Source organism: Flammeovirga yaeyamensis (genome assembly GCF_018736045.1).
GTDB classification, from domain to species: domain Bacteria; phylum Bacteroidota; class Bacteroidia; order Cytophagales; family Flammeovirgaceae; genus Flammeovirga; species Flammeovirga yaeyamensis.
This window is the reverse complement of the sequence record NZ_CP076132.1, coordinates 3,265,295-3,291,706: the sequence shown is the minus strand read 5'-3', so window position 1 is coordinate 3,291,706 and position 26,412 is coordinate 3,265,295. Positions and strand designations below refer to the sequence as shown.

Below are 26,412 nucleotides of genomic sequence, written 5' to 3'. Positions count from 1 at the left end.
TAGCAATGAATAATAATATAAATTTTGAACTAAAAAATTATTTAAAAGAACTTTACATTGATATCGATGCATCATATTATGCTGATGAAGATAATGCATCAAAAGAAGATAAATTTACGGAATATGTTTTAGAAGTTCTTACAGATGCACAAGAAACAGACGCTGCTCGTGTGGCAAGTTTTATTGAAGAAGATATTAAAGAAAAGGTGACATGTAAATTAAATGGATATGCTTTTGATGAGAATTATGAAACCGTAGATTTATTTATCACTTCATATATTCATACTGATAATCATTATACGATATCAACAAAAGCTACTTTAGAAAAAATTATTAACCAAGCTAAATCTTTTTTTAATAGATCTTTTAAATCAGGGCCTAACTTTTTAGACCCTTCTAACCCTGCTCATGAAGCTGCAGAGGTAATATTTGAAAAAAGAAACACATTTGTAAGAGCAAACATTTATGTGTTAACTAATGCTCAAGTTTTATCAGATACACCTAAAATTGAATTAAAGAAAAATTCTGATGTCCAATTAAACATTCATGTTTGGGATATTGAAAGGCTTAATCGTTTACACAGATCGAAATACAATACAGAGCCTATTGAAATAGATCTTAAAAATGATTTTGATACAACAATTGAATGTCTACAAATGCCTACAGCGAATGATAAGTATGATTGTTATTTAGCAATAATACCTGGTGAATTATTAGCTGATTTGTATCAAATTTATGGAACAAGATTACTAGAAAGTAATGTACGTGCTTTTCTCCAGCAAACAGGTAAAGTAAACAAAGGAATTAAAAGTACGATTATTGATGATCCTGACATGTTTTTACCATACAATAATGGGTTAGCAACTACAGCATTGAATATTAAAATTGATGCAACATCGGGAGTTCCTAGAATTGAAAGATTAACTGATTTTCAAATAGTTAATGGTGGTCAAACTACAGCTTCATTATATTATACTAGAAGAAATTTTGGTAAGAAGAATAATGTAGACCTTAAGAAGGTTTTTGTACAGACTAAAATTACTGTTATTAGAGATGAAGTAGAAAAACATGATAAGGTACCATTAATATCTCGATATGCTAATAGCCAAAATAAGGTAACTGAGATTGATTTAACATCTAATAATCCTTTCTTACAACATATTGAAAATCATTCAAGAAGAACTTTTGCTATTGATCCTCATGATAAATCTAAGCAAACAATTTGGTTTTTTGAAAGGGTTAAAGGTCAGTATAAAGAAGCAAGAAACAAAGAATTTACACCTGCTAGACAAAAAGCTTTTGATACTAAATACCCTAAACAACAATTAGTATCTAAATCAGATTTATCAAAATTCATGAATATTTGGAATAGAGAACCTTATAATGTTTCAAAAGGAGCTCAAAAGAATTACACTGAGTTCATGAAAATTGTTAAAAAAGAATACAAAGGAAAAGTTCCTACAGTTGCTTATTATCATGATTTAATAGCAAATGCAATTTTATTTAAATCAACCGATAATTTATTCGGTAATAAGAGAAAAGGTAATAATATTGGTGATACAAATATAAAGGCATTAACAGTGGCTTATACTTTATCTTATTTTCATGAATTGACAAAAAATAAATTAAACCTTTCTAAGATTTGGGATGATCAAACTATTGATGAAAATTTAACAAATGTATTATTTACGTTACTAAAACATACTTATAACTTTTTTGAAAATACAACTACAGGTCTAAAAAGTGAATATGCTAAAAAAATAAGTGCATGGGAAGATCTAAAAAATACTAATTACCAGCTTGATTTTGAAAGAATTAAATACTATTTAGTAAATCAAGACACAACACCAAGATTTGCAAATGAAGAGGAAGGTGGTGCAATGGAAGTTACCTTAGATTTGGAAAAAGTTAAAAATGTTGGAATACAATATTGGGATGGTTTGTGGAATTGGATTAAAACTGAATCACAGGTTTTAACAACAAGAGAAAAAGTAATGGTTCAACAAATAAGAAAAAAATTAATTCAAAATAAACCATTATCAGAAAGAGAAATTAATTATGGTGTGGATATTTTATCAAAATTAGAAAGTCTTAATCTTGAAGTTGATAAAATGAAAAAACTGAGTACTATCAAAGAGGAAGAAAATAAATATAATGTTTCTGAAATATATAATAGATTAAAATTAATTACTAGAGATGATTGGGATAGAATTACTTTGTTATCTGAACAATCTGGTAAATTAGATCCAAAAGATTTGGCAATTTCTAAGAAAGTTTTTATTAAAATAAGAAGGAATGAGCCATTACTAACAAATGAATATGATTCTATGAATACATTTCTTGAAGTTGGTAATAAGTTTGGAATTAATGTTTAAATATTATGGTACAATTGATAATAGAGCGAAAAGATCATAATACGGCAATCAATACCAAATTAGCTAATATATTATATGAAGATTGGAGGACGGATGATTCACTTGTTGAAGTCTGTTATAAATCACACAAAGTAGAATATATTTTAACTAATACAAGAAAGAGTAATCCTAAAAGGAATCCTGAAGCTGTTTTGCTTGGTATAGATAGAAATTCACCAAAACTAGAAAAATGGTTGGAAAACATAAATAATGAAGTGCCTAAAGCTATCCTTTTAGTAATCAATCAAGAGGGAATAATTGATGTTATGGTTGGTGTAGTTGAAATAAACAGATTTTTACAAAATAACTATAATTAAAAAGCATATAATTTTTATGTTAAAAAGTGAAAACCGTATCATAGATACGGTCTTCACTTTTTCATTGTCAATATAGCTACATAGAATGTAAAATTTATTTTTTCTTTTTGTAGTTTTGTTCGCTTTTTAAATAAAAATATGACTAAAAAATATACATATATAGATTTATTCGCAGGTGCAGGAGGTTTGTCAATAGGTTTTGGTAACCAAGGTTTTGATCTTGAAATTGCTAATGACATTGCTAAACCAGCACTAGATACTTTAAAATACAATACAGCAAAGTATTTACACCCGGAAATGAATTTGGATCGTATTATTCATGGTGATATTATTGAATTATATGAACACTTGGGTGTAGGAGCTGTTGAGCAGGAAAGTCAAGGCCATAAAGTTATTAAGACAATGGCAGAAGAGAATCTTAGAAAAAAAGCACCCTCAGTAAAAGATGATGATGATATTAATAAAATCTTGAGTGAGATAACTTCAGTTGATGTATTAGTAGGAGGTCCTCCTTGTCAAGGATTTTCAATGATTGGTCGTTCAAAAAAAGCAACTCTTGAGGAGAGGGCAAAAGGTTTTATAGATGACCCAAGAAATCAACTATTTAAATATTACTTAAAATTTGCTGAAAAATTATCTCCAAAATTAGTTCTTATTGAGAATGTTAAAGGATTAGCATCAGCCTCAGGTTATAGAGATCTTATCGAAGAAACATTAAGAAAAACTGGTAATTTAGGGTACAATGTACATTCTGAAATATTGAATGCTAAAGATTTTGGTGTTCCTCAAAATAGAGAAAGAATATTCTTTATTGGTGTTAGAAATGATATAGTTTCAAAAGATATTACAGCTAAATATATCTTTGATTTACTACTCCAAGAAAAAGTAAAAAAAGAATTAACTTTAAAAGAAACAATTTTTGATTTACCTCAAATTGGAGTAAACCCTAAGCCTAATAATTATGATTCTAAAAATGAAATTGCATTTGGTAAACATAATTATTTTGGAGAAAATATATCAAAAGGTGAATTCTTAGAAATAGTTGACCAAAATAAATCAAAAAATTATAGAAATGAGATCAATTCTTATAATGGTGAGTTAATTACCCCTGAACATTTATTTAACCATAAATCTAGGTATAATAACGAAAGAGATCTTTTTATATATAAGCACCTTGTGGAAGGAAAATACCTTAATGATCCAAAAAATAAGAAAGCTCTTTCAAAAGTTACATACGGTATTTCTGTTGATAAAGAAGGAAATAAAGCTGTTAGAAGTTTTGGTGATAAATATTTTAAATTGAATTCCAAAGGTGTATCTAAAACAATAATAGCACATCTAGAAACAGATGGTAATTCCTATGTTCACCCAGGGGAAAAGCCGAGAAGCATAACACCTAGAGAAGCTGCTAGAATACAATCGTTTCCTGATTGGTATTTCTTTACTGGGTCCACAAGAAATCAATTTAAACAAATTGGAAATGCTGTTCCACCATTATTGGCTTCGAAGATTGCAAAGCAATTTAAAATAGTATTGGATAGCTTAAATAAATAAATATGAACTTCATAGATTTATTTGCAGGTTGTGGAGGACTTTCTGAAGGCTTTCTTAATGCTGATAAAAGTAATCATGGACTTGCTCATGTAGAATGGGAGTTACCCATGGTAAGAACTTTACGAAATAGGCTTCACAAAAAATGGAATCATTCAAGTGAAGAAGCAAGAAATAGTGTTATCCATTTTGATATTCAAAAATCTGAGGAATTGATTAATGGTAATTGGACAAAAGAATCCATTTTAGATTATGGGAAATCAAACGGTGAATTACCTAAAGAAAAAGGATTAAAAGGATTGGTTGGAAATAAAAGTGTGGATGTTATTATTGGAGGACCACCATGCCAAGCATATTCAATAGCAGGTAGAGCTCAAGATAAGGACTCAATGAAAGAAGACTATCGTAATTATTTATTTGAGAGTTTTGTAAAAGTAGTAAAAGAGTTTACTCCAAAATTATTTGTCTTTGAAAATGTTCCTGGAATGCTTAGTGCAACACCAGGTGGGAAACCTGTTACAGAAAGAATATTTGAAGCTTTTGATGAAATAGGGTATTCTATTTTGAAACCTAATAAGCTTAGAAGAGCCATTTTTTCAGCAGTAGATTTTGGTGTTCCTCAAAAGAGAAATCGAGTAATTTTAGTAGGACTTAATAAAAAGTGGTCTGAAGAAAATTCAATAACATTGGATGATGTTTATAATTCAATTAAAGACCAATTTTCTAATAATAAAATATCTATAAAAAGTGCCATAGGCAATGAACCTAAGCATTACCCATTAAAGGAACCTCAAAAATTTTTTAAAAGAAAGGTATCTCATCTTCCTAATGGTTTAGATCTTGAAAATATCAATGAAAATCAAATAGCACGTTTTCAAAATGATAGAGATATTTCTTTTTTCAGGGAATGGATAAAGGATAGTTGGAATGATAAACCTTCTAAAGATAAAATAGCATTTTATAATCATAAGTTTAATAAAGATTCTAAACATGCTAAATACAGAAACCTTGAATGGGATAAACCATCTCCAACAATTGTAGCACATTTGAATAAAGATGGGTTAATGTTTCTTCATCCCGATCCGGAACAGGCTAGGTCAATTACAGTTAGAGAGGCTGCGTTGCTTCAGTCTTTTCCTAAAGATTATGAATTTAATGAATCAATGGGATTTAATTATAAAATGATTGGGAATGCTGTACCTCCAAAGATGGCAGAAGGAATTGCTAAGGGTATATCAAAATTTATCTAAGGTCTTTGAATTGAAATTATAATTTCAATTCAAAGACTTCTCTTGCTCCATTAAGGTATTCAGTAATTTTATTATCCCAGTCAATATCTTTTTTTTGGAAAATATTTTTCATGCCTTCACCATAACCCTTCTCGTCTGACAAATCTGAAGTCTTTATATTGTATTCCATATAAAACTCATCTTTTAGGTATTCTGCAGTACTTTTATATGTAGGGAATGATGCAATAATTTTTAATATAGCTTTTTTATGGAAATATGTGGGGTCATCAATATTAACTGTCCAAATATCAATTTTCCAATATTGGGTATTATTGATTTCAATTAATATATAGTTTAAGGTTACAAATTCTTTATTTGTAGTTAAGTCTTTAATTAAAATTTTATAATAAGGATCTTTACTATATTTTTCAATTAATTCATCATTGTTAGGTTCTTTTGCATCATCATCATAAGTTAGATCGCTAACTAAATAAGAGGGGTCTTCTAAGTTTTCTTCAAAATCCTTATTTATTTCTAGTTGATAGATAATGTCAATTATTTGATCATATAATTTCGCACCTTTAAATAAATCATCTATTTGTGAAAATGAAGTGAATGTATATTTATTGTGGAAATCATTTATTTTAGAGACAAGTTCACTCGATTCTTTTGTATTTATGATTCTCTGTATAAGATTTTCATAACTTTCTTCATCAGGTTTGTTTTGTGTATGATTTTGATTCTGGGGTAAAATTGTTGTGTTTTCATCTATTATTTCAAGTAATAACTCACTATGTATAGATCCTAAAAAGTAATCTTCTAATTCTTGATTAGAAAGTTCCTTATATTTATCTAAGAATCTATCCAATTTTTGAACAGCTTTTTGAAGATCTTTTTCTGTTCTTATTTCTTTTACTTCATCAGAGATATTTATATTATTTTTAATTCCCTCTTTTTTGAATGTAAAATCATCAATTATCTTTTTGAACTTTTCATAATGATAAGCTTCTGACAAGATCTCTAATAAAAAGTCTTTATTAAAAGTATTTGTTCTTAGATATTCGAATAGATAGTTTGAAGCCTTATCAATTTTTTTTTCAATAACGGCTAACTTGATTAGTTCAATATCATTCATTTTTTTAAATCTAATAATGGTTTTAATTCAAAAAGAATATTTTCAATAGTTTCATCAAGATAAAAATGGTTATCAAAAAAGAGGTTTTTCATTCCTATTCCGTAACCTCTTTTGTCAGAAAGATCAATATTTTGTAATTTTTTAGAATCATAAATTTTCTCAATTAAGAATTTTGAGGTGCTTTGATAAGTCACAAAACTATCTACTATATCTATTTGTAGTTTCGGGTGAAAATATTCTGAAAATAGAGGTTGTTCAATCCAATAATCTAATTTATAAAATTCAATTTCATCATGAAAATGAATTTTAAGTAAAGTGAGAGTTGTTAATTGTTTATCGTTTGTTATTTGTTTATAAATATTTTTGAGATAATTAGACTTAAATAAAGGTTCCTTTATTTCTGGGTTAGTATTGTAATTTATTTTTCTCAAATACTCTTGAATCTCTTTATGGTAATAAGCATTTTCAAAATTTGAAATAATCATTTCATGACTTGAATCTTTATTTTTTTTCAAATACTCTTCTAAATATTCAATACATCTGTTTAGGTTCTTTTCATTTGATATCAATGAATATAGCTCTAATGAAGTTAAGTTTGGTTTTACTTCAGTTTCAATAAATGTTTCTTCTTCAAATTCTATATCTAAATCGGCTAATATGTTTAATATTTCTTCATAATTAACTCCATCGGAAAAATTATCTGTGATTTCTTGTTTGGATTTAATATTAAATCTTTCAACATAATTATCTAAAAGTTCAATTAGGATATTAATATCTTCTTCAGTGTTTATTCTAGAAATTAAAGTTTCTTTATCTATTTTAGAATAATCTAAATCAATTTGTTCATCGATTATTATTTTACTTTTTTCAAATTTCTCTTTGATAAGTGCACTAATATAAGAGGCATAAAATGCACTTTTAAATTGAATATTTAATTCATCTTCTGTAAATGACTCTGATGTACTTAAATATTGATTTAATAACTTTTCAACTTTAAACTTATTTGTACTTACTTTAATTTGAGTAATTAGTTTATCATGATTGCTATTTTGGTTTATAAACTGTTTATCAATGCTGTAGAATTTAATACAATTGATGATATAATCATAGTTAATTGCTTTACTAAATAAAGTTTTAACCTCATCGATACTTTTAAGAGGATATTTTTCATTGAAATCATATAATAGATTTTTTATCTCGTATTCGCTTCTAGAAGTATTTATTTTATTAATACTATTTTGTTTATCAGATTGGGGAGGTATATAATGATTCTGAACTGTATCTTGAGATCCTAAATCACTTTCTTCGTAGAATTTATAAAGAGCTGCTAACTCTAAAATGTAATCATGGTATTGTGTTCCGTAAAATAAGTTATCTAATTCTAATCTTGAAGTTATTGGGTAAAGTTTGTTGAATGTTAATACTGCATCTCTTACTTCTAATATACTCTTCTTATTTTTTATATTAAGTAGCAAATCTTCTTTAGATACATTTTCATTAGTCATTACTACATTCTGTCTAATTAGATTATTATCTAAACATATTTTTTTTATTTCTAAGAAAAGCGAAGATTCAGAAAATAATCTATTTAAATGAGTTTCAGACTCAATTTGGTATTGCTTATGATATTGTAAAACCAAATTTTCAAGCTTATCTAAATTATCTTCTTTTACAATTTCAAAAATTAAATCAATACGACTTAATTTTAATTGATCCTTTTTGATAATATCTGACTTATTAAAATCATTCTTTTTTCTTAGTAAATACTTTTCATCTAATAGTCTAAAAATGTATTCTTTATGCTTTGCATTATTTAAATGCTCTTTTAAAATATTTACATTGACTTCTGAATGATTTTTAAATAATTTATCAACTAAATTAATAATATTGAAAATATTTTTTTCTTCTATTAAATTATTGATTTCGGTAAAGTTTATTGGCATGGGTATTAATAATTACGATTATAATGAATTAACGTGAAAATAGTTATTTCATTTGAATTATACATTAGCCAAAATCATTCATTATAATGAATATATTAAACGAATCTAAACGCTCCTACAATATGTCTCAAATAAAGAGTAAGGATACAAAACCTGAAATTATTTTGAGAAAGTATTTACATGGGCAGGGGATTCGTTTTCGTTTACATGGGAAGTATAAAAAAGAGATATTACCTGGTAAACCAGATGTAGTTTTAGCTAAGTATAAGTCTGTTATTAATGTCAATGGTTGCTTTTGGCATGGACACAAAGGCTGTAAGTATTACAGGTTGCCTAAAACAAATGTTGATTTTTGGAAATGGAAAATTAGTAGAAATAAAGCAAACGATATCCTAAATACACACAAACTGAATGAAATAGGATGGAATGTAATTACAATTTGGGAGTGTGATTTGAAAGATAAGAGAGAAGAAACTTTAAAGAATTTATTATTACTTTTAAGCGAAATTAAGCCTAAAACAAACTAAACAATTAAAATGAAAAACCTTCTCCACCTATTCACCTCCTCAATTAATTCCATTTCAACAAAATCAAGTATTCCTTTTATCAATCCTACAGAAATTTACAATGAAGGGTGGATGACTAGATTCTTAGTTCACTATTCAATGCAAGAAAATTTAAATATTGAAGGCCTAATTGATTTTGGTAAAATCAAAAATGCCACATCCGAAGGTTTAATTTCTAGTCCATTTATAAATGCAGAAAAAAATCGTGAAGGATATACTCATGCTGATATGGCACTTGGTGATTTTAAAATCGATTATGAAACCAGGGGAGAGATAAGAGTAGAAGAGGAGGCTTCAATTTTTGGAATTATAGAAGCAAAAATGAAAAGCAATTTAAGCAAGGGAACAACAAATGCTTCAAATTATAATCAGGCGAGTAGAAATATAGCATGTATTGTACATAATTGTATAGATCTAGAAACTAATAACTTCTTTATAGTTACGGCTCCTAAATCAATGGCTATTCATCATAAGATAAAAGATAAATTAGATAAAGAAGTAATTAAATCTCAGATACGAAATAGGTTTCAAATTTCTGAAGTAAAAGAAGATACAATTCTTCTTGATAGAGTTGACCGTTGTAATATAGGAATCTTAACTTATGAAGATTGGATTGATCAATTTGAAGAAGGTGATCTTAAAGAAGAGTTGAACGGATTTTATGATGAATGTTTGAAATGGAATCGTCTATAATTTAAATTGAGATTTAAGCAATAATTTAATTCAAAATAAACACATGGATTTACAAATACGTCGAAAATTAAAAGAAGACTTTTTGAAAGAGTGGCCAATAAATAGATTAGAAAATTTAAAAATTGAAGAATATACAAACTTAGAAAAAAACTCTTTCTGTTATTGGTTAGAAGCAATTACATCTGAAGTAGGTAGCATATGGGGTGGATCATCATATAAATTCGGTATTTTTAAAAGAAATAATTTAGAAAATGAAGTAACTGGTTATCGAAAAACTGATGGGGTTTATTCATGGGTGGATAAATATGGAAATACAAAAGATGAAGCATTTATAAAAGTCAAAAATTTAATAATTGGGATAGCAAAATATGCAATTAGTAATGATCTTGAAAAAATTGAAAATATAGATATAGGTAATGCATATAAATGGAAAATTGCTCATTTATATAGTAATTATAACATACCCAATTTTTTCAAAGAAGAAGCAATAAAGTTTATCATTAATGAAAAAGGATATGAAGGGAAATTTTCGTTTGCTAATGCCTATAAATTTCTAATGTCATTAAAACAAGATCATGAGGAATTTTATTCCTTTTCTCAAAAACTATGGGATTTATATGATACTAGATTAGTAATTGAAGAAAGTTCTGAAATAATGAATTCTTATAATAAAGTGGACAAACAACATCTTAATCAAATTTTATTCGGCCCTCCAGGTACCGGAAAAACTTACAACACTATAAATAAAGCACTAGAAATAATTGAAGGAAAAGCACCAACAGAATTAGAAAGAGAAAATGGAGAGGCTAAACAAAGGTTTAATGATTTAGTAGATAATTCTCAAATTGTCTTTACTACTTTTCATCAAAGTATGAGTTATGAAGACTTTGTAGAAGGCATAAAACCGAAAGTAAACAACGACGATCAAGTATATTATGATGTTGAAGATGGAATATTCAAAAGAGTATGTTCTTCAGCTAAAAAGATTGAGATTAAGAATAATAACCAAATTGATTTTGATAATGTAGATTATTATAAAATGTCAATTGGTGGTAAACACCGAAAAGAAATGCATGATTGGAACATAGAAAATGGGACAATTAGCTTAGGGTATGGTGGATCTGTTTCTTTAAATGAATTTTCACAAATAAAAGATTGGACTACATTTAAAGCAACATTTGAAGAGAAAAGACGGGAAACCTTAGACAATTCAAAATTTCATGCTAATGCAGCATTCAGATTTTTGAATATGAAAATAGGAGACATTGTAATTGTCACTTTGGGTAACTTTATTATCGATGCAATTGGTGTAATTTCTAGTGATTATTACTATGATGATTCAACAGATATTGATCATTTTCATTTTAGAAAAGTAGATTGGTTAGCCACAGATTTAAATATAGATCCATCCAGATTTATCACTAAAAATATTTCACAACAAACTATTTATAAGTTTAAAAAAGCAGATGTTAAAATTGATGTTTTAAAAGATACATTTGCTAAGAGAGAAAAATTAGAACCCAAAAAACACGTCCTCATCATAGACGAAATCAATCGAGGTAATGTCTCTGCCATCTTTGGTGAACTCATTACCTTATTAGAAGAAAGCAAACGTTTGGGTAATGAGGAGGAATTAAAGGTAAAATTACCTTACAGTAAAGAGTCGTTTGGGGTACCGAACAATCTTCATATTATCGGGACAATGAATACGGCCGATCGATCTGTGGAAGCTTTAGATACTGCACTTCGTAGACGATTTGTGTTTGAGGAAATGATGCCTAAACCGGAATTATTAAAAGAGCAACCTGATGGCTATGATCTTCGAATTATTTTAAAAACGATCAACAAACGCATAAAAGTCTTGTTGGATCGTGACCATCAGATAGGACATAGTTACTTTTTGAATGTGAAGAGCGAATCCGATTTAAAACAAGCTTTTGCGAAGGAGATTATTCCTCTTCTTCAAGAATATTTTTATGGGGATTATTTGAAAATTGCATTGGTGTTAGGACAGGGTTTCTTCGAACCAATTGATAATGTGGAGGAAGACATTTTTGCTGAAATTGATGATGCAGATAAACCCGATTATTCTAATCAAAAGGTTTATGAACTAAAGGATCCATTGAAGATGGATGCGGGGGAATTTAGTACAGCCATCGATTTATTAATCAAAAGATAAGCACTGATGCAAACCATTTTTTCTTTGTATGAACATCAGACACTTCGGTTAGGTAATGAGGTGAATGGAGTGAAGTTTACACAGCATCACTTGGAGGCTTTAGAAAACTACTATGGCAATGGTACACCTTATTTTGCGTTGGTCAATAAAGGTATTAAAGCAACAGAATATGTTGGGGTGATCAATGTAGATGATATCGTTATTGAGGTACTTCCAAAAGCGGATAAGGACAATAATTTTGACCGTTGGCGTAAGGTACTCATTGGCATGCTCAAAACTGTAGGAGCATTTCGTGTCTCTTCACCATCATCAGCTGATTTGAGTATCAAAAGGAATTACCTTTTAGACCTTTATTTCGAGATGTACATCAAAGAAATCAATTACTTGGTGCGTACCGGATTGGTGAAAAAATATCGAACATCAGAAAACAATCAAAAGGCATTAAAAGGAAAGTTGATGATGTCGAAACACCTTCAAAAAAACATCATCCATAAAGAACGATTTTATGTGAGTCATACTGTTTATGACCAACAACATGAGGTGCATCAGATATTGTATAAGGCTTTGCAGTTGGTGTATCAACTCAATAACAATCCTGCTCTTAATGTTAGAGCCACTTTATTTTCATTCCCAGAGATGAAAGATTTAAAGGTAAGTCATGATACTTTCGATAAAATTGCCCTAAACAGAAAGTTGAAGCCTTATGAAAAAGCGTTGGATATTGCCCGATTGCTATTACTAAATTATCATCCCGATCTTACCAAAGGGGGAAATGATGTATTGGCCTTAATGTTTGATATGAATGCACTATGGGAGCGATTTGTATTGATCAGTTTACAGAGGAAATTAACTGATTATAAGATAAAGGGGCAAACGTCTAAATTATTTTGGGTTGGAAAAGATAGAGGCCGTTCTTATATGCGACCAGATATTTTGATGGAGCATAAAGAGAACAATCAAAAAATAGTGTTGGACACCAAATGGAAGCATATTCAATCCAATACACCCAATCCATCAGATCTTCGTCAGATGTTTGCCTACAGCCAGTTTTTTGATGCAGAGAAAGTGGCTTTGATTTATCCTGGTTTATTGGGAGTGAATAAAGGGCATTACAAGTGGGAAAATGATGTCGAATGTGGGGTGTTGCAGATTGGTGTGGATGAGGATTTGGGGAAGTTTGTTGGTGGGGTGGTTGAGAGAGTTAGGGAGTTTTGTTTGTCGTAATTATTTTCCTTTCCATTCCTCCATACCCAACTCATCAATCAAATACTTTACTTTTTCAATCAACGTCTCAAAGATTTTCTCATAAGAAAAGTCTTGCTTAGGAATATTCAATGTAAGCGCTATTTCTCTTTCAAATTGCTCTTTGTATTCAGTATGAGTTTGTTGCCAAATATTGATAAGTTCTTCTTTTCGGGAGAGGAGTAATTTTACAGTAGGGATTTTAGCTCTTTTGTTGTTATTGATATCTTTCTGAGAGGGGATAAGGTTCCATATATCATTGTTTTTCCAAAATGACCATGGGATGATATGGTCGGTTTCAAAATTTCCTTTTAGAGGTTTGAGAGTCCACAAACAGAATAGTTTTCCTTTGCTTTGGACATTTTCATAATAACTTCTTGGAGGGTTAACACTTCTAATATTATTGGAGCGATAGAGAAACTCAACGATCTCATTTTTATCGAAAGGCAGTGTTTTATTTTTCTTGAAATTAAGTGTTAAGTCTGCCCAGTTATTGATTATTGAATTTTCTCCAATTAGGAATGAACCGAAAAGTTCTAATCCATGTCTGACTTCTGCTCTAAAAGCGATATAACCTAAATGAATATGAATGTCATTTCTAAAAAATTCTTGATTCACATTTAATTTTTTTAAAGATGGAATAGATTTTCTTTTTTGATAAAATTGATATTCACCTTTGAAATACTGATTCAATGTATATCTCATAGGGTTTTTGTAAATACATTGAGCTATTTCATGAATACAAGTGTGGTATTTTTGTCTTTTGTTTGGATTTTGGAAGCCATTTTTGATGTCTCTAAGGATATTTTTTTCAATGTCTAACAATTCCCCTTTATAACATTGTTGTAATTCTTTTAAGGATTGATAGAAGACAATGGGTTTTCCTGAGTTTTGATGTACCTCATGATAGACAAAAGGAAAATAATAGAATAACCATTTTTCTGTAAGTGGACCTAAAGGAATATAACAGTAATCTTCTTTTTCATAGACTAAGGCTTGATTTTCAGTGAGTATTTCTATTATTCCTCTGAGTAAAGCTAATTTGTAAGACGAAGATTTACTATCTTTCTGTAAAATATGGCTGATCAGTTGGAAAGCCTCATTACTATTACTACTCAAACGATTCATTATGCTAGAAAATACAACAGTTAAACATTATCCCGAACTTACGGCTATTCATCGTAAAAGTATCTCTTTTCCCTCACGTTTTTTATTAGAAAAAGGATTTTTAATAGGAGATGTCCTTGACTTTGGAGCAGGGCATGGAAAAGATACTCAAGAGTTGAATGATAAAGGTTTGAAAGTGGATCAATATGACCCTCATTTTTCACCTGTTTTTCCAATCAAGAAATATGAAACAATCATTTGTCATTATGTTTTAAATGTTTTAGAAAAGACTGATCAATCCAAAGTCTTGGCAGAGGTTTCTATGTTATTAAAGCAAGGAGGTAAAGCTTATTTTACCGTAAGAAGAGATTTAGTAAAAGAAGGGATTCGAATACATGCGATCTACAAGAAGCCAACGTATCAATGTAATGTGATATTGCCCTTTCCTTCTTTAATGAAGACAAAACACTGCGAAATTTACGAATACACTAAGCCATCCGATCCATGGTTGATAACGGAGACGATAAGTGTAGCTGCGGTATGGGAAAATAACAAAGTGCAATATAAGAAGAAGGAGTCGGTGAATGCTCGGACAGGAAAGGCGATTGAGCTTTTGAAGGAGGTCTTGGGAGAGGAGAGAAGTCAATGTTTTATTCCTAGAATAAATACAAATTTAGTTTGAAATAGTGTGAATGATAGGTTTAGAATAGCTATAAAATTAGAGACAAGCTGAGAAATGCAAGAGGGCGAATTATGTTCGCCCTCATTTTAATTACATTCTTCTACCATTATGAACCGCATCTCTTCCTAGACGTTGTTCCATAAGTATTGCTCCTGGTGAATTATCAGGACATTCCATAAACCTAGAATCTCTTTTATAAAATTCTCTTTGAATAATAGGCTTAATTAATTCTAGGGTGATGCAATTAGTGTCTTTATGTATTGCCTCTAATAGTGTATTAGATATTACTGAAGCGATATTTGCTCCAGATAGTTGATAATTTCTAGAAACGGTTTCTAAAACATTTTCATCATAGTTGAATCCTGGAGGTAAAGCTTTTTCCCATAATATTTTTCTCTCCGATTCTAAAGGGAATGGGAATTCCATAATGTGGGATATTCTTCTCATCATTGCTTTGTCGACATGACTTCTAATATCTTTCACATTGCTTGCTAAAATGACTATTCCGTCAAATTTTTCTAATCGTTGAAGTAAATAAGACATTTCTTGATTAGAATATTTATCCTTAGCTTCTTTGACATCTTCATTTCTTTTTGTGAAGATGGAGTCTGCTTCATCGATAAATAAAATACAATTTTGATTTTCCAATCGAAGGAATACTTTTTCCATCGCTTTTTCAAAGTCGCCTACATAACGAGATAATACTCTAGATAAATCTAATACATAAGTATCCATATTGTACTTGTTCCCTAATGTTGTTGCGGTAAGTGATTTACCTGTACCTGGAGGGCCTGAAAAGACAATGATATGGTTCGTATTCACCCTTTTTTGAATATCAGGGAGGTTTTTTAATTTTGGTTTTACTTCAAGTATTCTTTCTAATACTTTTAATTCGTCTAATGTTTCCTGAGATAATATTACATCATCATATGATAATTTTGATTGATAAAGTCTTGCAGGAAAATCAATTTCATGATCTAGTGATGGATAGTTTCCTCCCAATAAATAATTTCTAAAGTTTGTAGTTAGCCTAATGGATTGGTCAAGTAAAAACCGTTCATCATTACCATTTTTATCCAACTTAAGCACACCATCTCTAATTAATGGAAATTCAGGAGACGATAATTTTAAAAAGAATGGATCTCTTTCAGAAGAATTTAGAAAAATATTGAAAAAGGTTCTCAGCGTTGGAACGAATAAATTGGTATGTTTATCTTTTGTGCCACCAAGAATAGCACGTCCATTCGCTTCTTTTGTTAAGACTAAAAAGGGGACAAAAAGTTCTGGATGGGCTTCCCACATATAGGCAAAAAGTAGAAGTAATTCCTCTTCTTGTGAGAGTTCATATTTGTCAACGAGATCCTTTAAATTAGAGTCTTCGATAAGTGGAGGAAAATGAAATGTATCCCTATTTGGTATAATATCATTTTCTTTAGAGCTAATTTGTTGTTGAATAAATTTCTCCAACCACTCGTTTAGAATTTCACAACGCTCAATAAGTGCTGTTTTGTTTAATTGTAATGTTAGCATTTTTACTTAATTAGTTTTACCAAGCCTTAAAAGGCTCAAATTTATTATCCACTTCCGTAAGAATACTATCCGATTTATAATGGAATGCTTTCCCATCTCTCAGTTCCATATAGTATCTTAACCTATAAGCTTCCCCTGATTTAGTAGTCATGAGTTTAAAGATGCCTTGATTGTCTTTAATATTCCTCACATATTGGTTCAAGTCTAAAAAGTGAGACGTTTGTTCATGATAATTTTTATAATAGTAAGGTTCAGGTATTAAGGCGGAGGTTGGCGTAATTTGTTCCCCTTTAAAGTTATACCATGTTCTCCCATTATCTGACCGAACCACATATCCAAAAGCATTTTCGAATGCTCTACCTGACATCATACCTTTTCCTTGATTGTGGTTTTTAGGGATGATTTCATATCCTAGGGTATCAATTAGAAAGTAGATTGTTTCTTGTTTATCCTCATCATAAATAGAGGCTTCTGTCATACCGCCAAATGGAAAAGGTTCAGGGGAAATATTTTTAGGAAGTATATTTTCAATACGATTTAATTTCTTATCGTAATACTCGAATATATGTTGTTCATTAAGAAAAAAATATGTTTCATTATTAAATGGGTACAGAAAATCAAATCTGTCTTTTTCCAGAAGAGAAATTATTTCATCAAAATCATATTCATTCTCTCTGTAAACATTTCCTTCTAAATCAATAATTCTATTAAAGTATTCTTTAAGTTTAGGTTGTTCTCCTTTGGAAATATAGAAGGTATCGTATTTAAGAATATTTTCTTTGAACAAATTATTTATTTGGTAAACAACTTTCTGGTTTTCTTTAAGTACGGATTCAAAAATGACCTCCCCATTATTATTAAAAAGATAGGATTTAGGAGTGTACAAGCTGTCTAAGTTATGATATGCGTTAGTTTTTATAGTTACATATGTGGAGTCCCATGGACTACTAACTATTGTTTTTTTCGTCCCGACTTGGTCATCCTTACAGACAATACATTCGCCCTTATAGTTGACTATGAAGGAATGTTGATAGTTATTATTTTTATAACGCTTGATCATGGTTGGCTTATCGCTTCTAAAGTCGTCTGTGCCTTTTTGGATTTCAGAAAACTCAAAAGTGGCTTGACCGTCTTTAATGAAGTGATCTACATATAATGGACCGGTATACCAAATAGAGGAATCATTGTAGACATTAATGGGGCTATCACTATGGAATGAATAAAATGATATTCTTTCATTATATGGAGTTTTATCACTTTTCTCTACAAGATAATGTTCGTTACCTGTGTACTTAATATTAGAGTAGGAAACGCCTCTATATTTTTTATAAAACCAAGGAGTCAATCTTTTTTGAGTTTTAATATCAAATATTGCCTCTTTGTATTTTCCATTATCTTCCTTTGTACCCAGAAAATATTTAGAGGTTCCATCAATTTCCGAGCACAGACTTACCGAAAGAAAATTAACTTTATTCCCATTTTTATCATACACCAAAAGAAAAATAAATTCCCCATCTCTTCCGCTATTATAGGAATTACAAACTGATGTCCACCCCAATTCTGGAATAATACCGTTAATATACATTGGTATATCTCCAAAGGATACTTTTTTCTCCATTGTGTATCTGTCTACCATCCAATAAGTAGAATCAGTATCTAAGTAGGGAACAAGGAAGTTGTGTTTCTTTTGGGGTTTATCGAAAATGTTTGAATAATCGAATTCAAGATTATTTTTTTGTTTACCACAACCCATAGCGACGATTAAGAAGGTGATAATTATATATCTCATATCCAAAATTGAAATCTTTACCAAGCCTTAAAAGGCTCAAATTTATTATCCACTTCCGTAAGAATACTATCCGATTTATAATGGAATGCTTTCCCATCTCTCAGTTCCATATAGTATCTTAACCTATAAGCTTCCCCGGATTTAGTAGTCATGAGTTTAAAGATGCCTTGATTGTCTTTAATATTCCTCACATATTGGTTCAAGTCTAAAAAGTGAGACGTTTGTTCATGATAATTTTTATAATAGTAAGGTTCAGGTATTAAGGCGGAGGTTGGCGTAATTTGTTCCCCTTTAAAGTTATACCATGTTCTCCCATTATCTGACCGAACCACATATCCAAAAGCATTTTCGAATGCTCTACCTGACATCATACCTTGTCCTTGATTGTGATCTTTAGGAATGATTTCGTTTCCAAGAGTATCAATTAGAAAGTAGATTTTTTCTTGTTTTTCCTCATCAAAAATAGAGGCTTTTGTCATACCACCAATCGTAGATGGGTAAACAAATATGTATCCAGGAAGGATATTTTCGATACGATTTAATTTCTTATCGTAATACTCGAGTAAATGCTCATCTTTATTAAGGAGACGATATGTTTCTTTATTAAAAGGAAACATTATGCTAAATTTATCTTTTTCAAGATGAGAAATTATATCATCAAATTCATATTCATTTTCTCTGTATACATTTCCTTCTAAATCAATAATTCTATTAAAGTATTCTTTTAGTTCAGGTTGTTCTCCTTTGGGAATATAGAAGGTATCATATTTAAGAATATTTTCTTCGAACAAATTATTTAATTGGTAAATAATTGTGCCGTTTTCTTTAAGTACTGATTCAAAAATAACCTCCCCATTATTGTTAATAAGGTAGGATTTAGGAGTGTAAAAGCTATCTAAGTTATGATATGAATTTGTTTTTATAGTTATATAAGTGGAGTCCCATGGACTACTAACTATTGTTTTTTTCGTCCCGATTTGGTTATCCTTACAGACAATACATTCGCCTTTATAATTGACTACAAAGGAATGTTGATATTTATTATTTTTATAACGTTTGATTATAGTTTGCTTATCGCTTCTAAAATCCTCTGTGTCTTTTTGGATTTCAGAAAACTCAAAAGTGGCTTGACCATCTTTAATGAAGTGATCTACATAATCCAGACTGGTATACCAAATAGAGGAATCATTGTAGATATTAATTGGGGTATTACTATTAAATGAATAAAATGATATTTTCTCATTGTATGGCGTCTGGTCCCTTTTCTTTACAAAATAATGTTCGTTTCCAGTGTACGTAATATTAGAGTAGGAAACGCCTCTATATTTTTTATAAAACCATGGAGTTAATCTTTTTTGAGTTTTTATATCAAATATCGCCTCTTTGTATTTTCCATTATCTTCTTTAGTACCCAGAAAATATTTAGAGGTCCCATCAATTTCTGAACATAGGCTTACCGAAAGAAAATCAACTTTATTTCCATTTTTATCATACACCAAAAGAAATATAAATTCTCCATCTCTTCCGCTATTATAGGAATTACAAACTGATGTCCACCCTAATTCGGGAATAATACCGTTAATATACATTGGAATATCACCTAAGGATACTTTTTTCTCCATAGTATATCTGTCTACCATCCAATAAGTAGAATCTGTATCTAAGTAGGGAACAAGGAAGTTGTGTTTCTTTTGGGGTTTATCAAAAATGCTTTGATAATCAATGTGTGAATTATTTAAAGGTTTACAGCTGTAAATACATAAAATTAATAGACACAGGAATATATTTTTCATTATTTTTTAGTTAGATCAGTAGTTAAATTTTGAATCAATGTTTCATAAATATTTTCATCATTAAAGAGTAATAGCTGACTAGAATTTTTAATGTTTTCTAAATAATCTATGAGTTCATCATTTATTTTTGTTTTAATCTTTTCACTTGGTTCCCATATTAACTTCCCTTCTCCATTGGCATCTATTGCTCCTTTCACTCCAGCGCCAAGATCAAATCCTAATGCTGCCATTACACTAAATTCGGCTCTAAAATGCCATGCATTTTTCTCAATTATTTGTTGCAAAAATTGATTGAATGATTGTTTTAGACTATCTAATATTTTATCACTACCTGTTTCACCTAACTTTTGTAGTAACTCCTTGGGAAACTCATGATTTGCAGTGGGATCCATAATAAAAATATTCCAAAGCTGTTTTATTATGTCGTCTTTATCATGACCGGTGAGATTTTTAACTAAAAAATTGGAGAATTTTACATCTTTCATTTTTTGGTGGTCAATTTCGAAATAGGCAGAGAAACGAGGAAAGAAGCTTTTATAATCCTTGCTCATTACCTGTTTATTTTTTCTCTGTAGGTTTATTCCTCTTAATTTTTTTTCTAGCTGAAAAGAGGCCATTTTGACTAACTTATCAGAATTAATATGATAACGAGAGAATGTAGGCATTAAAATATCCTCCTTCGTCACGGAGTCTGGATTCATTTTTATTCCAGTAACATATTCTAGAATGCCATCTAAACTTTTGAATTGTGTCACTAATTTTATAAAAAGATCTTTATTTAAATTAATGTAATAAAGGCTACTATTACCATCATACCATTCCACTTCTCCATCTTGAAGAAAAATAGCAACATCTTTGAAGAGATCAAATTCGCCATTTTCTTTTTCTTGAATATTTAACTCTATGCCTAAAGTTTTATTCATAGCACCGGAGGTAAAAAAAGGGACTTTATAATCTCCTGCTAAATTTGCGGTAAGAATTATTTTGGACTTTCTTTCTTTGTGATATACATCCTCTTTTGAAATCGAAAAACCTAATTTTAAAAATAGCCCCAAGGATATTCCGATTTTATCTAAAATTCTACCAAAAAATGAAGCTCTTTTATTCAATAAATCTCTATCTATTAAACCTCCAGTTTTATCACGAATAAAGTCTACATCACTATCTGTGAGTTTTTTAATAGTTTGATCATCCGCATAAGCTACTGCATCTTTTCCTTTTTGTCTGCCAGCATAAGAATTATCATTTTTCTTGGCTTCCACCGCTCCTAACTTTGCATTTGCTCCAAGTTGACCTTCAATTAAAATCCCAGTAACCGCTCTTCGCAAGAAAGGGTCTACTTCTTCTGTTTCCTTGAACGAATCTAAAAAGTCAATTAAAAATCCTGGGACACCTTTTTGAATAATTAAATAGAAGGGATTAATATCAGAAGATTTATTTTTTACCCATTGAATTAATTGTTTTGCATCTAAAGGAATATTAAACTCTAATAATGAATATAAACGTCCCATTATACTCATCTCCATTCCCGCGGTTGCCCCTCCACTTATTGCTGATTTTTTAGACCCAAACTCAATACCTGCTCCGACTCCGACTTCTGCTCCAACTCCAGTGGCATTGTATTTTTTAAGAATTATAGTATCTCCATTTCTGATGACCGTACATTTTATATCTCTATCGATTCTAGGTATCCCAAAAGTACCGCCTGCATAAGCAGAAATATTCACCCCAATACCATCTACCCAATATTTTTTTATTTGAGCTAATAATTTTTCACCAGTATCTTCAAAATCCTTAAACCAATCTTCTACAAAGTCACCAACATTTGGTAAGAAATCATATATACCCTCCATATATGCTTGAGAAGGAATCCATATGGCTCTCCCTGGAATGATGTTTATTAACCCTGTTTGTAAATTGAATTTTTCTTTAATGATTTGCCAATAAGAGTCATCCTCAAGATAAATTCCTACAAGAGGATTATCTTTCTTCACTCGATTTGGATTATTAATAAAAAGTAAAGCATTAATAAAATAGTTAATGTTAAAATCGTCGTGAGGTTTATAATACTTAGTGACAATTTTTTCTATGGTATCTGAATTTTTAATATTATGTCTTATTGTGCTTGGGTCAGGGGGCATCTCTACAAGATCATATACTAAGTCATTCCATTTTATCAAATAGCTCTTATTTTCATCTACATCACCACCTATACATTTAACAGCCGCATAATCACCAATTTTTTCATAAACATGCACTTTAGTATTGGCATTAATTTCACAGGCATATTCTCCCATTTTTGGATCGAGAACCGTCCCTTCATTTGAAAAAGCGGTTGTTTTTTTGGCAACTAAAGTGGTTTCATCAGAAAAAAAGGCAGGTACAAATACTTCTTCTAATAAGATGGATAATCTTGCAATAGGATGAGGCCCTTTAATGCAATTATCTATAATATTTTTCTTTAAATAGACATAATTATCTTCTCCTTCTAATTTGGCTTTATAAAATAAACTTCCATCATTTGTGATGTTAATCATTAAAAGATAGAGATCTAATTTTTTTGAAGAAGCTACATATTGTCCATTTTCGAATTTATATGGAATTAATTGTCTTTGAATAAAACTGTGAACTCCTGGTTTAAATACAATATGAAACCATTGTCCCTCAATGATTAGATGGTTTGCAACAGTTTTATGTTTTTCTTTTTGTTGATTGGCAAAATCAAATTTATCCAAAACCTTGTCATTTACCTCAAGGTCAGTTCCGGAATATTTATCTTTTTTTTCAGTCGTAGTTAATTTTTGCTCGAGCATAAATTGAGTTTGTTTTAGTCAGAATAAAAAATAGTTTTAGCTCGTATATCTTAGAATAAAAAAAATCTATAATTATTTTACTTACTTCAAATGATATATACTTAATTCAAATTTATAAATATTTTTTTATGCAATACTCAATTTACAGACTTTTCTTCTTTTATTATTCCTAGACTTAGAAATAAAATGAAAGAACTCTTCAGGATCAATAACAACAAAAAAGGATAATAGCCTTTATAAATGATAATCCCCCGAATGATAAAAAAAGCTTATCTCTAATTAAGCCTTATGGGCGAATGCGATTCGCCCATCCTTGACCTACTTTTCAAACCACTTCTTCTTTGACCCTAAAAATACAGCCCAAAGTTTATGTTGAAGCGCATGTGCCAGCCCGCATCTTCATCTCCATAGGCCAGAGCGGTGTTGTAGTTCGGCCCAAGCCAAGGCTGGTTTTTTCCCAGAGCTCCATCGACATAGATATACATCGGTCCGGCGGTGATCATACAGCCCGTCACGTTTTGGTAGGAGTCGTAGAAGGCTTCTTCTGTTTTGTCCATGTATCCAAAGTCGTTGTAGAACATGAGGGAGCTGACAGGTCCCCATTCGACGGGTTGGGTGAAACTTACGCCAAGTGTATACGTCATGGCCTCAGCGGCGACAAGGTAGGGAGCACCGTAAGCAGTAAGTGCTACGACATCCTTTCTTTCACCATCGGGAGCATGGGCGTCTTTTTTATAGTAGGAAGCCTGTGCTTTTAAATTCCATTTTTTGATATCGAATTCATAATGTAGGGCGGCAGCATAATGCTTGCCCATTTTTTCGGTATCGAGGTTGTATAATCCACCAAACATAACGGAGATACCCAGTTTATGCGCCATCTCACCGGTTTTTAGTTTTTTCAGAAGGTTGACGTTAAACTGATTCGTTTCCTTATTTCGATATTGAAGTGTGCCATCTCCATTTTCGTCTATGGAGCCGACATCATAAGAATAACGACTATTTGATGCATCAGAGTAGCTGCCGAACGAAAGTTCTTCTGCGTTTTTGAAGAAGGCGATGCTGTATTCCCAACCCTCACCTGAGTGGGTGAATTTACCGCCCATATCATGATCATCTTCAAGACCTAAATAATAATTTAAACTGAAGAACCAGTTATGTGAGTTAAAGGTGGTGATACCAAAAGGCACTTGTGTTAAACCTAACTGAATCTGATTTTCGTCGGTGAAATTGTAATCAAACCAACCGAATTTCATGAAATATCCTCCGAAGGCTTCAGAATAAATTCGAATATCGGTTTTTAGTCCGATGCCTTTATATTTCAATGTGGGTTGTAGTGAAAACATATCGTATCCGAAATCTCCACCTCTTTGTTGGTGTCCTTCTTTCCAAGTGGAATAATTGTAGTTAAACCTTAGCGCTCCTCCGAAATGAAATTCGGGTTTGTCTTGGGAAAATAAAGGGGATGAGAGGAGAAATAAGAAAGATAGTAGTAAATATTTTTTCATGATGGAATAATGCGTGCGAAAATTATTTGATGAGTGTGTGGGAGGTTGTATCAATTATCTATTTTTTTCTCATATCAATAACCCAGGAATGAATTCCTGGGCTTTTGATACGGGATTTATTGAATGATGATACATCCTTATATCGGGAATTATTTTTTCTTTTTCTCCCTTCTGTGTACTTCTCTGTGCGATTTAAAGTGTTCGTCGTAATAATCACTTAATGCTTTATAGAAGGAGAAACACATAATAATTATGATTATGGCAAATGGTAACCCGGTGAGGATGGAAGCGGTTTGTAAAGCAATTAAGCCTCCGCCCATCAATAAAACTCCAGCAATCAAGCCTTCCATAGAGGCCCAGAATATTTTTTGTCCAACAGGTGCATCGTGTCTTCCTCCAGAGGTTAACGTATCTACTACGAAGGAACCAGAGTCTGATGAGGTAACAAAGAAACTCGTCACCAAAATAACCGTTAGGATAGAAGTGAATGTCGTAAAAGGGTATTGTTCTAGTAGATAAAATATAGCCGTGGCTACGTTATTATTTACCGCTTCTGTAATATTATGATTCCCCGTTAATTCTTGATATAAAGCACTACCTCCAAATACGGACAGCCATAAGAAAGTCAATAATGGTGGAACAATTAAAACACCTAAAATAAACTCTTTGATGGTACGACCTTTAGAAATACGAGCGATAAAAATACCCACAAATGGCGACCATGAAATCCACCAAGCCCAGTAGAATACCGTCCATGAGTTCTGCCAATTCTTATCATCGACTACTACACCTTTGTAAGAGTTGGTCCAAAAACTTAACTCGAAAAATTCATAAATGTAGTAACCAATATTTTGTACGAATGACTTTAAAATGAAAAGGGTAGGTCCAACGCATAATACTATAATCATTAACCCTAATGCTAAACGAATATTCCATTCACTTAACATTCTAATTCCTTTATCAAGCCCTAATACCAGAGATAGCGTAGCAAATCCAGTGATGATGACAATAAGGATCAGTTCTACCGAGTTAGAAGTTTCAATACCAAAGAGATAGGTAAGTCCAGCATTGACTTGTTGTACTCCTAAACCTAATGAGGTAGCTAGACCAAATAAGGTGGCGATTACTGCAATAATATCAATGATATCTCCCATCAAGCCATAGACTCTTTTACCTAATAAGGGAAAGAAAATAGAGCGGATGGTGAGTGGTAATTTTAAATTGAAAGTAAAGAAGGCCAATGCTAATCCTACTACCGCATATAATGCCCAAGCATGTACTCCCCAGTGTAAAAAGGTAATCCCCATTGCTTTTTCAGCTGCCATTGCAGGTGCTCCACCCTCTTTCAAGAATGGATTACTATTGAAGTGAAAGATAGGTTCTGCAACTGAATAAAAAAGTAAACCGATACCCATACCGGCACTGAATAACATGGCAAACCATGCCGTTTGAGAGAACTCTGGTTTTGCATCTTGTCCGCCAATCTTTATTTTTCCGTACTTACCAAAGCCTAAGAATAATGCAAAGAAAAGCATGCAGTTTAATAGTAAAATAAATAGCCATCCGACATTATTGGCTACTGCATTTTGTGTTTCGGCGAACCACGTTTTCATTGGTTCTCCGACGACGAGTGTACTTACAACAAGTACTAAAATGATAAATATGGATGTAAGGGAAACGGTGGCATTTGCTTTAATGCCCCAAAAGGTTTTTTGATCACTACGAACGTGGCGACTCATACTTCTATTTTTAAGTGACTAAGAAACTGATGTCCTTAGGATATTGAGATGTTCTAAGCGAACAGAGGGAAATTGGAGGGAAGCTAACCAAACTCGGGGGGAGCTCAAAGTTAGATGTCACAATTCACGTGGACTAGAAAAGATGCAAATCAAAATATCAAATTGATTACTTCACAAAATTACTG

At 31.0% G+C, this 26,412-nt stretch carries 18 protein-coding genes; 9 read left to right on the top strand and 9 right to left on the bottom strand.

Annotation, left to right across the window (positions count from 1 at the left end; translation table 11 throughout):
- Nucleotides 1-5 precede the first annotated feature (5 nt).
- The 4 genes from KMW28_RS12920 to KMW28_RS12905 all read left to right on the top strand — a co-directional run bounded on the left by KMW28_RS12920 (nt 6) and on the right by KMW28_RS12905 (nt 5,532).
- Entirely contained in the window at nt 6-2,375 is a 2,370-nt protein-coding gene (locus tag KMW28_RS12920; RefSeq protein ID WP_169663054.1) for an AIPR family protein, read from the top strand.
- 5 nt (nt 2,376-2,380) lie between these two features.
- Nucleotides 2,381-2,731 carry a hypothetical protein gene (locus KMW28_RS12915; protein ID WP_169663055.1) on the top strand — a complete coding sequence of 117 codons (351 nt, stop codon included), beginning with the start codon at nt 2,381-2,383 and terminating at the stop codon, nt 2,729-2,731.
- A gap of 138 nt (nt 2,732-2,869) precedes the next feature.
- Complete coding sequence (locus KMW28_RS12910; protein WP_169663056.1) at nt 2,870-4,285, top strand: DNA cytosine methyltransferase; 1,416 nt, start codon at nt 2,870-2,872, stop codon at nt 4,283-4,285.
- Between the two features lie 2 nt (nt 4,286-4,287).
- Entirely contained in the window at nt 4,288-5,532 is a 1,245-nt protein-coding gene (locus tag KMW28_RS12905; RefSeq protein WP_169663057.1) for a DNA cytosine methyltransferase, read from the top strand.
- Nucleotides 5,533-5,548: 16 nt separating this feature from the next.
- Here KMW28_RS12905 and KMW28_RS12900 read toward each other — a convergent pair whose 3' ends face one another.
- On the bottom strand, nt 5,549-6,646 hold the full coding sequence (locus tag KMW28_RS12900; protein ID WP_169663058.1) for a hypothetical protein: 1,098 nt from the start codon (nt 6,644-6,646) through the stop codon (nt 5,549-5,551).
- Nucleotides 6,643-8,589: a hypothetical protein gene (locus KMW28_RS12895; RefSeq protein WP_169663059.1), complete on the bottom strand. Its 1,947-nt coding sequence runs from the start codon at nt 8,587-8,589 to the stop codon at nt 6,643-6,645. Before KMW28_RS12895 ends, KMW28_RS12900 begins: the two co-directional genes overlap by 4 nt.
- An 86-nt stretch (nt 8,590-8,675) precedes the next feature.
- Here KMW28_RS12895 and KMW28_RS12890 point away from each other — a divergent pair, with 86 nt between their 5' ends.
- Genes KMW28_RS12890 through KMW28_RS12875 form a run of 4 tightly spaced genes read left to right on the top strand, consistent with a single transcriptional unit; the run spans nt 8,676 to nt 13,251 of the window.
- Nucleotides 8,676-9,116, top strand: a complete 441-nt coding sequence (locus tag KMW28_RS12890; RefSeq protein ID WP_183363870.1) for a very short patch repair endonuclease — start codon at nt 8,676-8,678, stop codon at nt 9,114-9,116.
- Between the two features lie 9 nt (nt 9,117-9,125).
- Nucleotides 9,126-9,848, top strand: a complete 723-nt coding sequence (locus KMW28_RS12885) for a hypothetical protein (RefSeq protein ID WP_169663060.1) — start codon at nt 9,126-9,128, stop codon at nt 9,846-9,848.
- 43 nt (nt 9,849-9,891) lie between these two features.
- Nucleotides 9,892-12,027 (top strand): AAA family ATPase, encoded by a 2,136-nt coding sequence (locus tag KMW28_RS12880; protein ID WP_183363871.1) that lies wholly within the window; start codon nt 9,892-9,894, stop codon nt 12,025-12,027.
- A gap of 6 nt (nt 12,028-12,033) precedes the next feature.
- Nucleotides 12,034-13,251: an McrC family protein gene (locus tag KMW28_RS12875; protein ID WP_169663061.1), complete on the top strand. Its 1,218-nt coding sequence runs from the start codon at nt 12,034-12,036 to the stop codon at nt 13,249-13,251.
- On the opposite strand, the gene KMW28_RS12870 is transcribed toward KMW28_RS12875, so the two are convergent.
- Nucleotides 13,252-14,397 carry an HNH endonuclease domain-containing protein gene (locus KMW28_RS12870; RefSeq protein WP_169663062.1) on the bottom strand — a complete coding sequence of 382 codons (1,146 nt, stop codon included), beginning with the start codon at nt 14,395-14,397 and terminating at the stop codon, nt 13,252-13,254. It abuts the gene before it with no gap.
- Between the two features lies 1 nt (nt 14,398).
- On the opposite strand from KMW28_RS12870, the gene KMW28_RS12865 reads away from it, so the two are divergent.
- Nucleotides 14,399-15,058, top strand: a complete 660-nt coding sequence (locus KMW28_RS12865; RefSeq protein ID WP_169663063.1) for a methyltransferase domain-containing protein — start codon at nt 14,399-14,401, stop codon at nt 15,056-15,058.
- Nucleotides 15,059-15,148: 90 nt separating this feature from the next.
- Here the strand turns inward: KMW28_RS12865 and KMW28_RS12860 are convergent, their stop codons facing one another.
- The 6 genes from KMW28_RS12860 to KMW28_RS12835 all read right to left on the bottom strand — a co-directional run bounded on the left by KMW28_RS12860 (nt 15,149) and on the right by KMW28_RS12835 (nt 26,227).
- Nucleotides 15,149-16,588, bottom strand: a complete 1,440-nt coding sequence (locus KMW28_RS12860; RefSeq protein ID WP_169663064.1) for an ATP-binding protein — start codon at nt 16,586-16,588, stop codon at nt 15,149-15,151.
- A gap of 16 nt (nt 16,589-16,604) precedes the next feature.
- Nucleotides 16,605-18,377 carry a hypothetical protein gene (locus tag KMW28_RS12855; RefSeq protein ID WP_169663065.1) on the bottom strand — a complete coding sequence of 591 codons (1,773 nt, stop codon included), beginning with the start codon at nt 18,375-18,377 and terminating at the stop codon, nt 16,605-16,607.
- Nucleotides 18,378-18,394: 17 nt separating this feature from the next.
- A complete protein-coding gene (locus KMW28_RS12850; protein WP_169663066.1) occupies nt 18,395-20,170 on the bottom strand; it encodes a hypothetical protein in 1,776 nt (591 codons plus the stop codon).
- Entirely contained in the window at nt 20,170-22,983 is a 2,814-nt protein-coding gene (locus KMW28_RS12845; protein WP_169663067.1) for a hypothetical protein, read from the bottom strand. Before KMW28_RS12845 ends, KMW28_RS12850 begins: the two co-directional genes overlap by 1 nt.
- 347 nt (nt 22,984-23,330) lie before the next feature.
- On the bottom strand, nt 23,331-24,488 hold the full coding sequence (locus tag KMW28_RS12840; protein ID WP_169663068.1) for a hypothetical protein: 1,158 nt from the start codon (nt 24,486-24,488) through the stop codon (nt 23,331-23,333).
- A gap of 149 nt (nt 24,489-24,637) precedes the next feature.
- Nucleotides 24,638-26,227: a BCCT family transporter gene (locus KMW28_RS12835; RefSeq protein ID WP_169663069.1), complete on the bottom strand. Its 1,590-nt coding sequence runs from the start codon at nt 26,225-26,227 to the stop codon at nt 24,638-24,640.
- Nucleotides 26,228-26,412 lie beyond the last annotated feature (185 nt).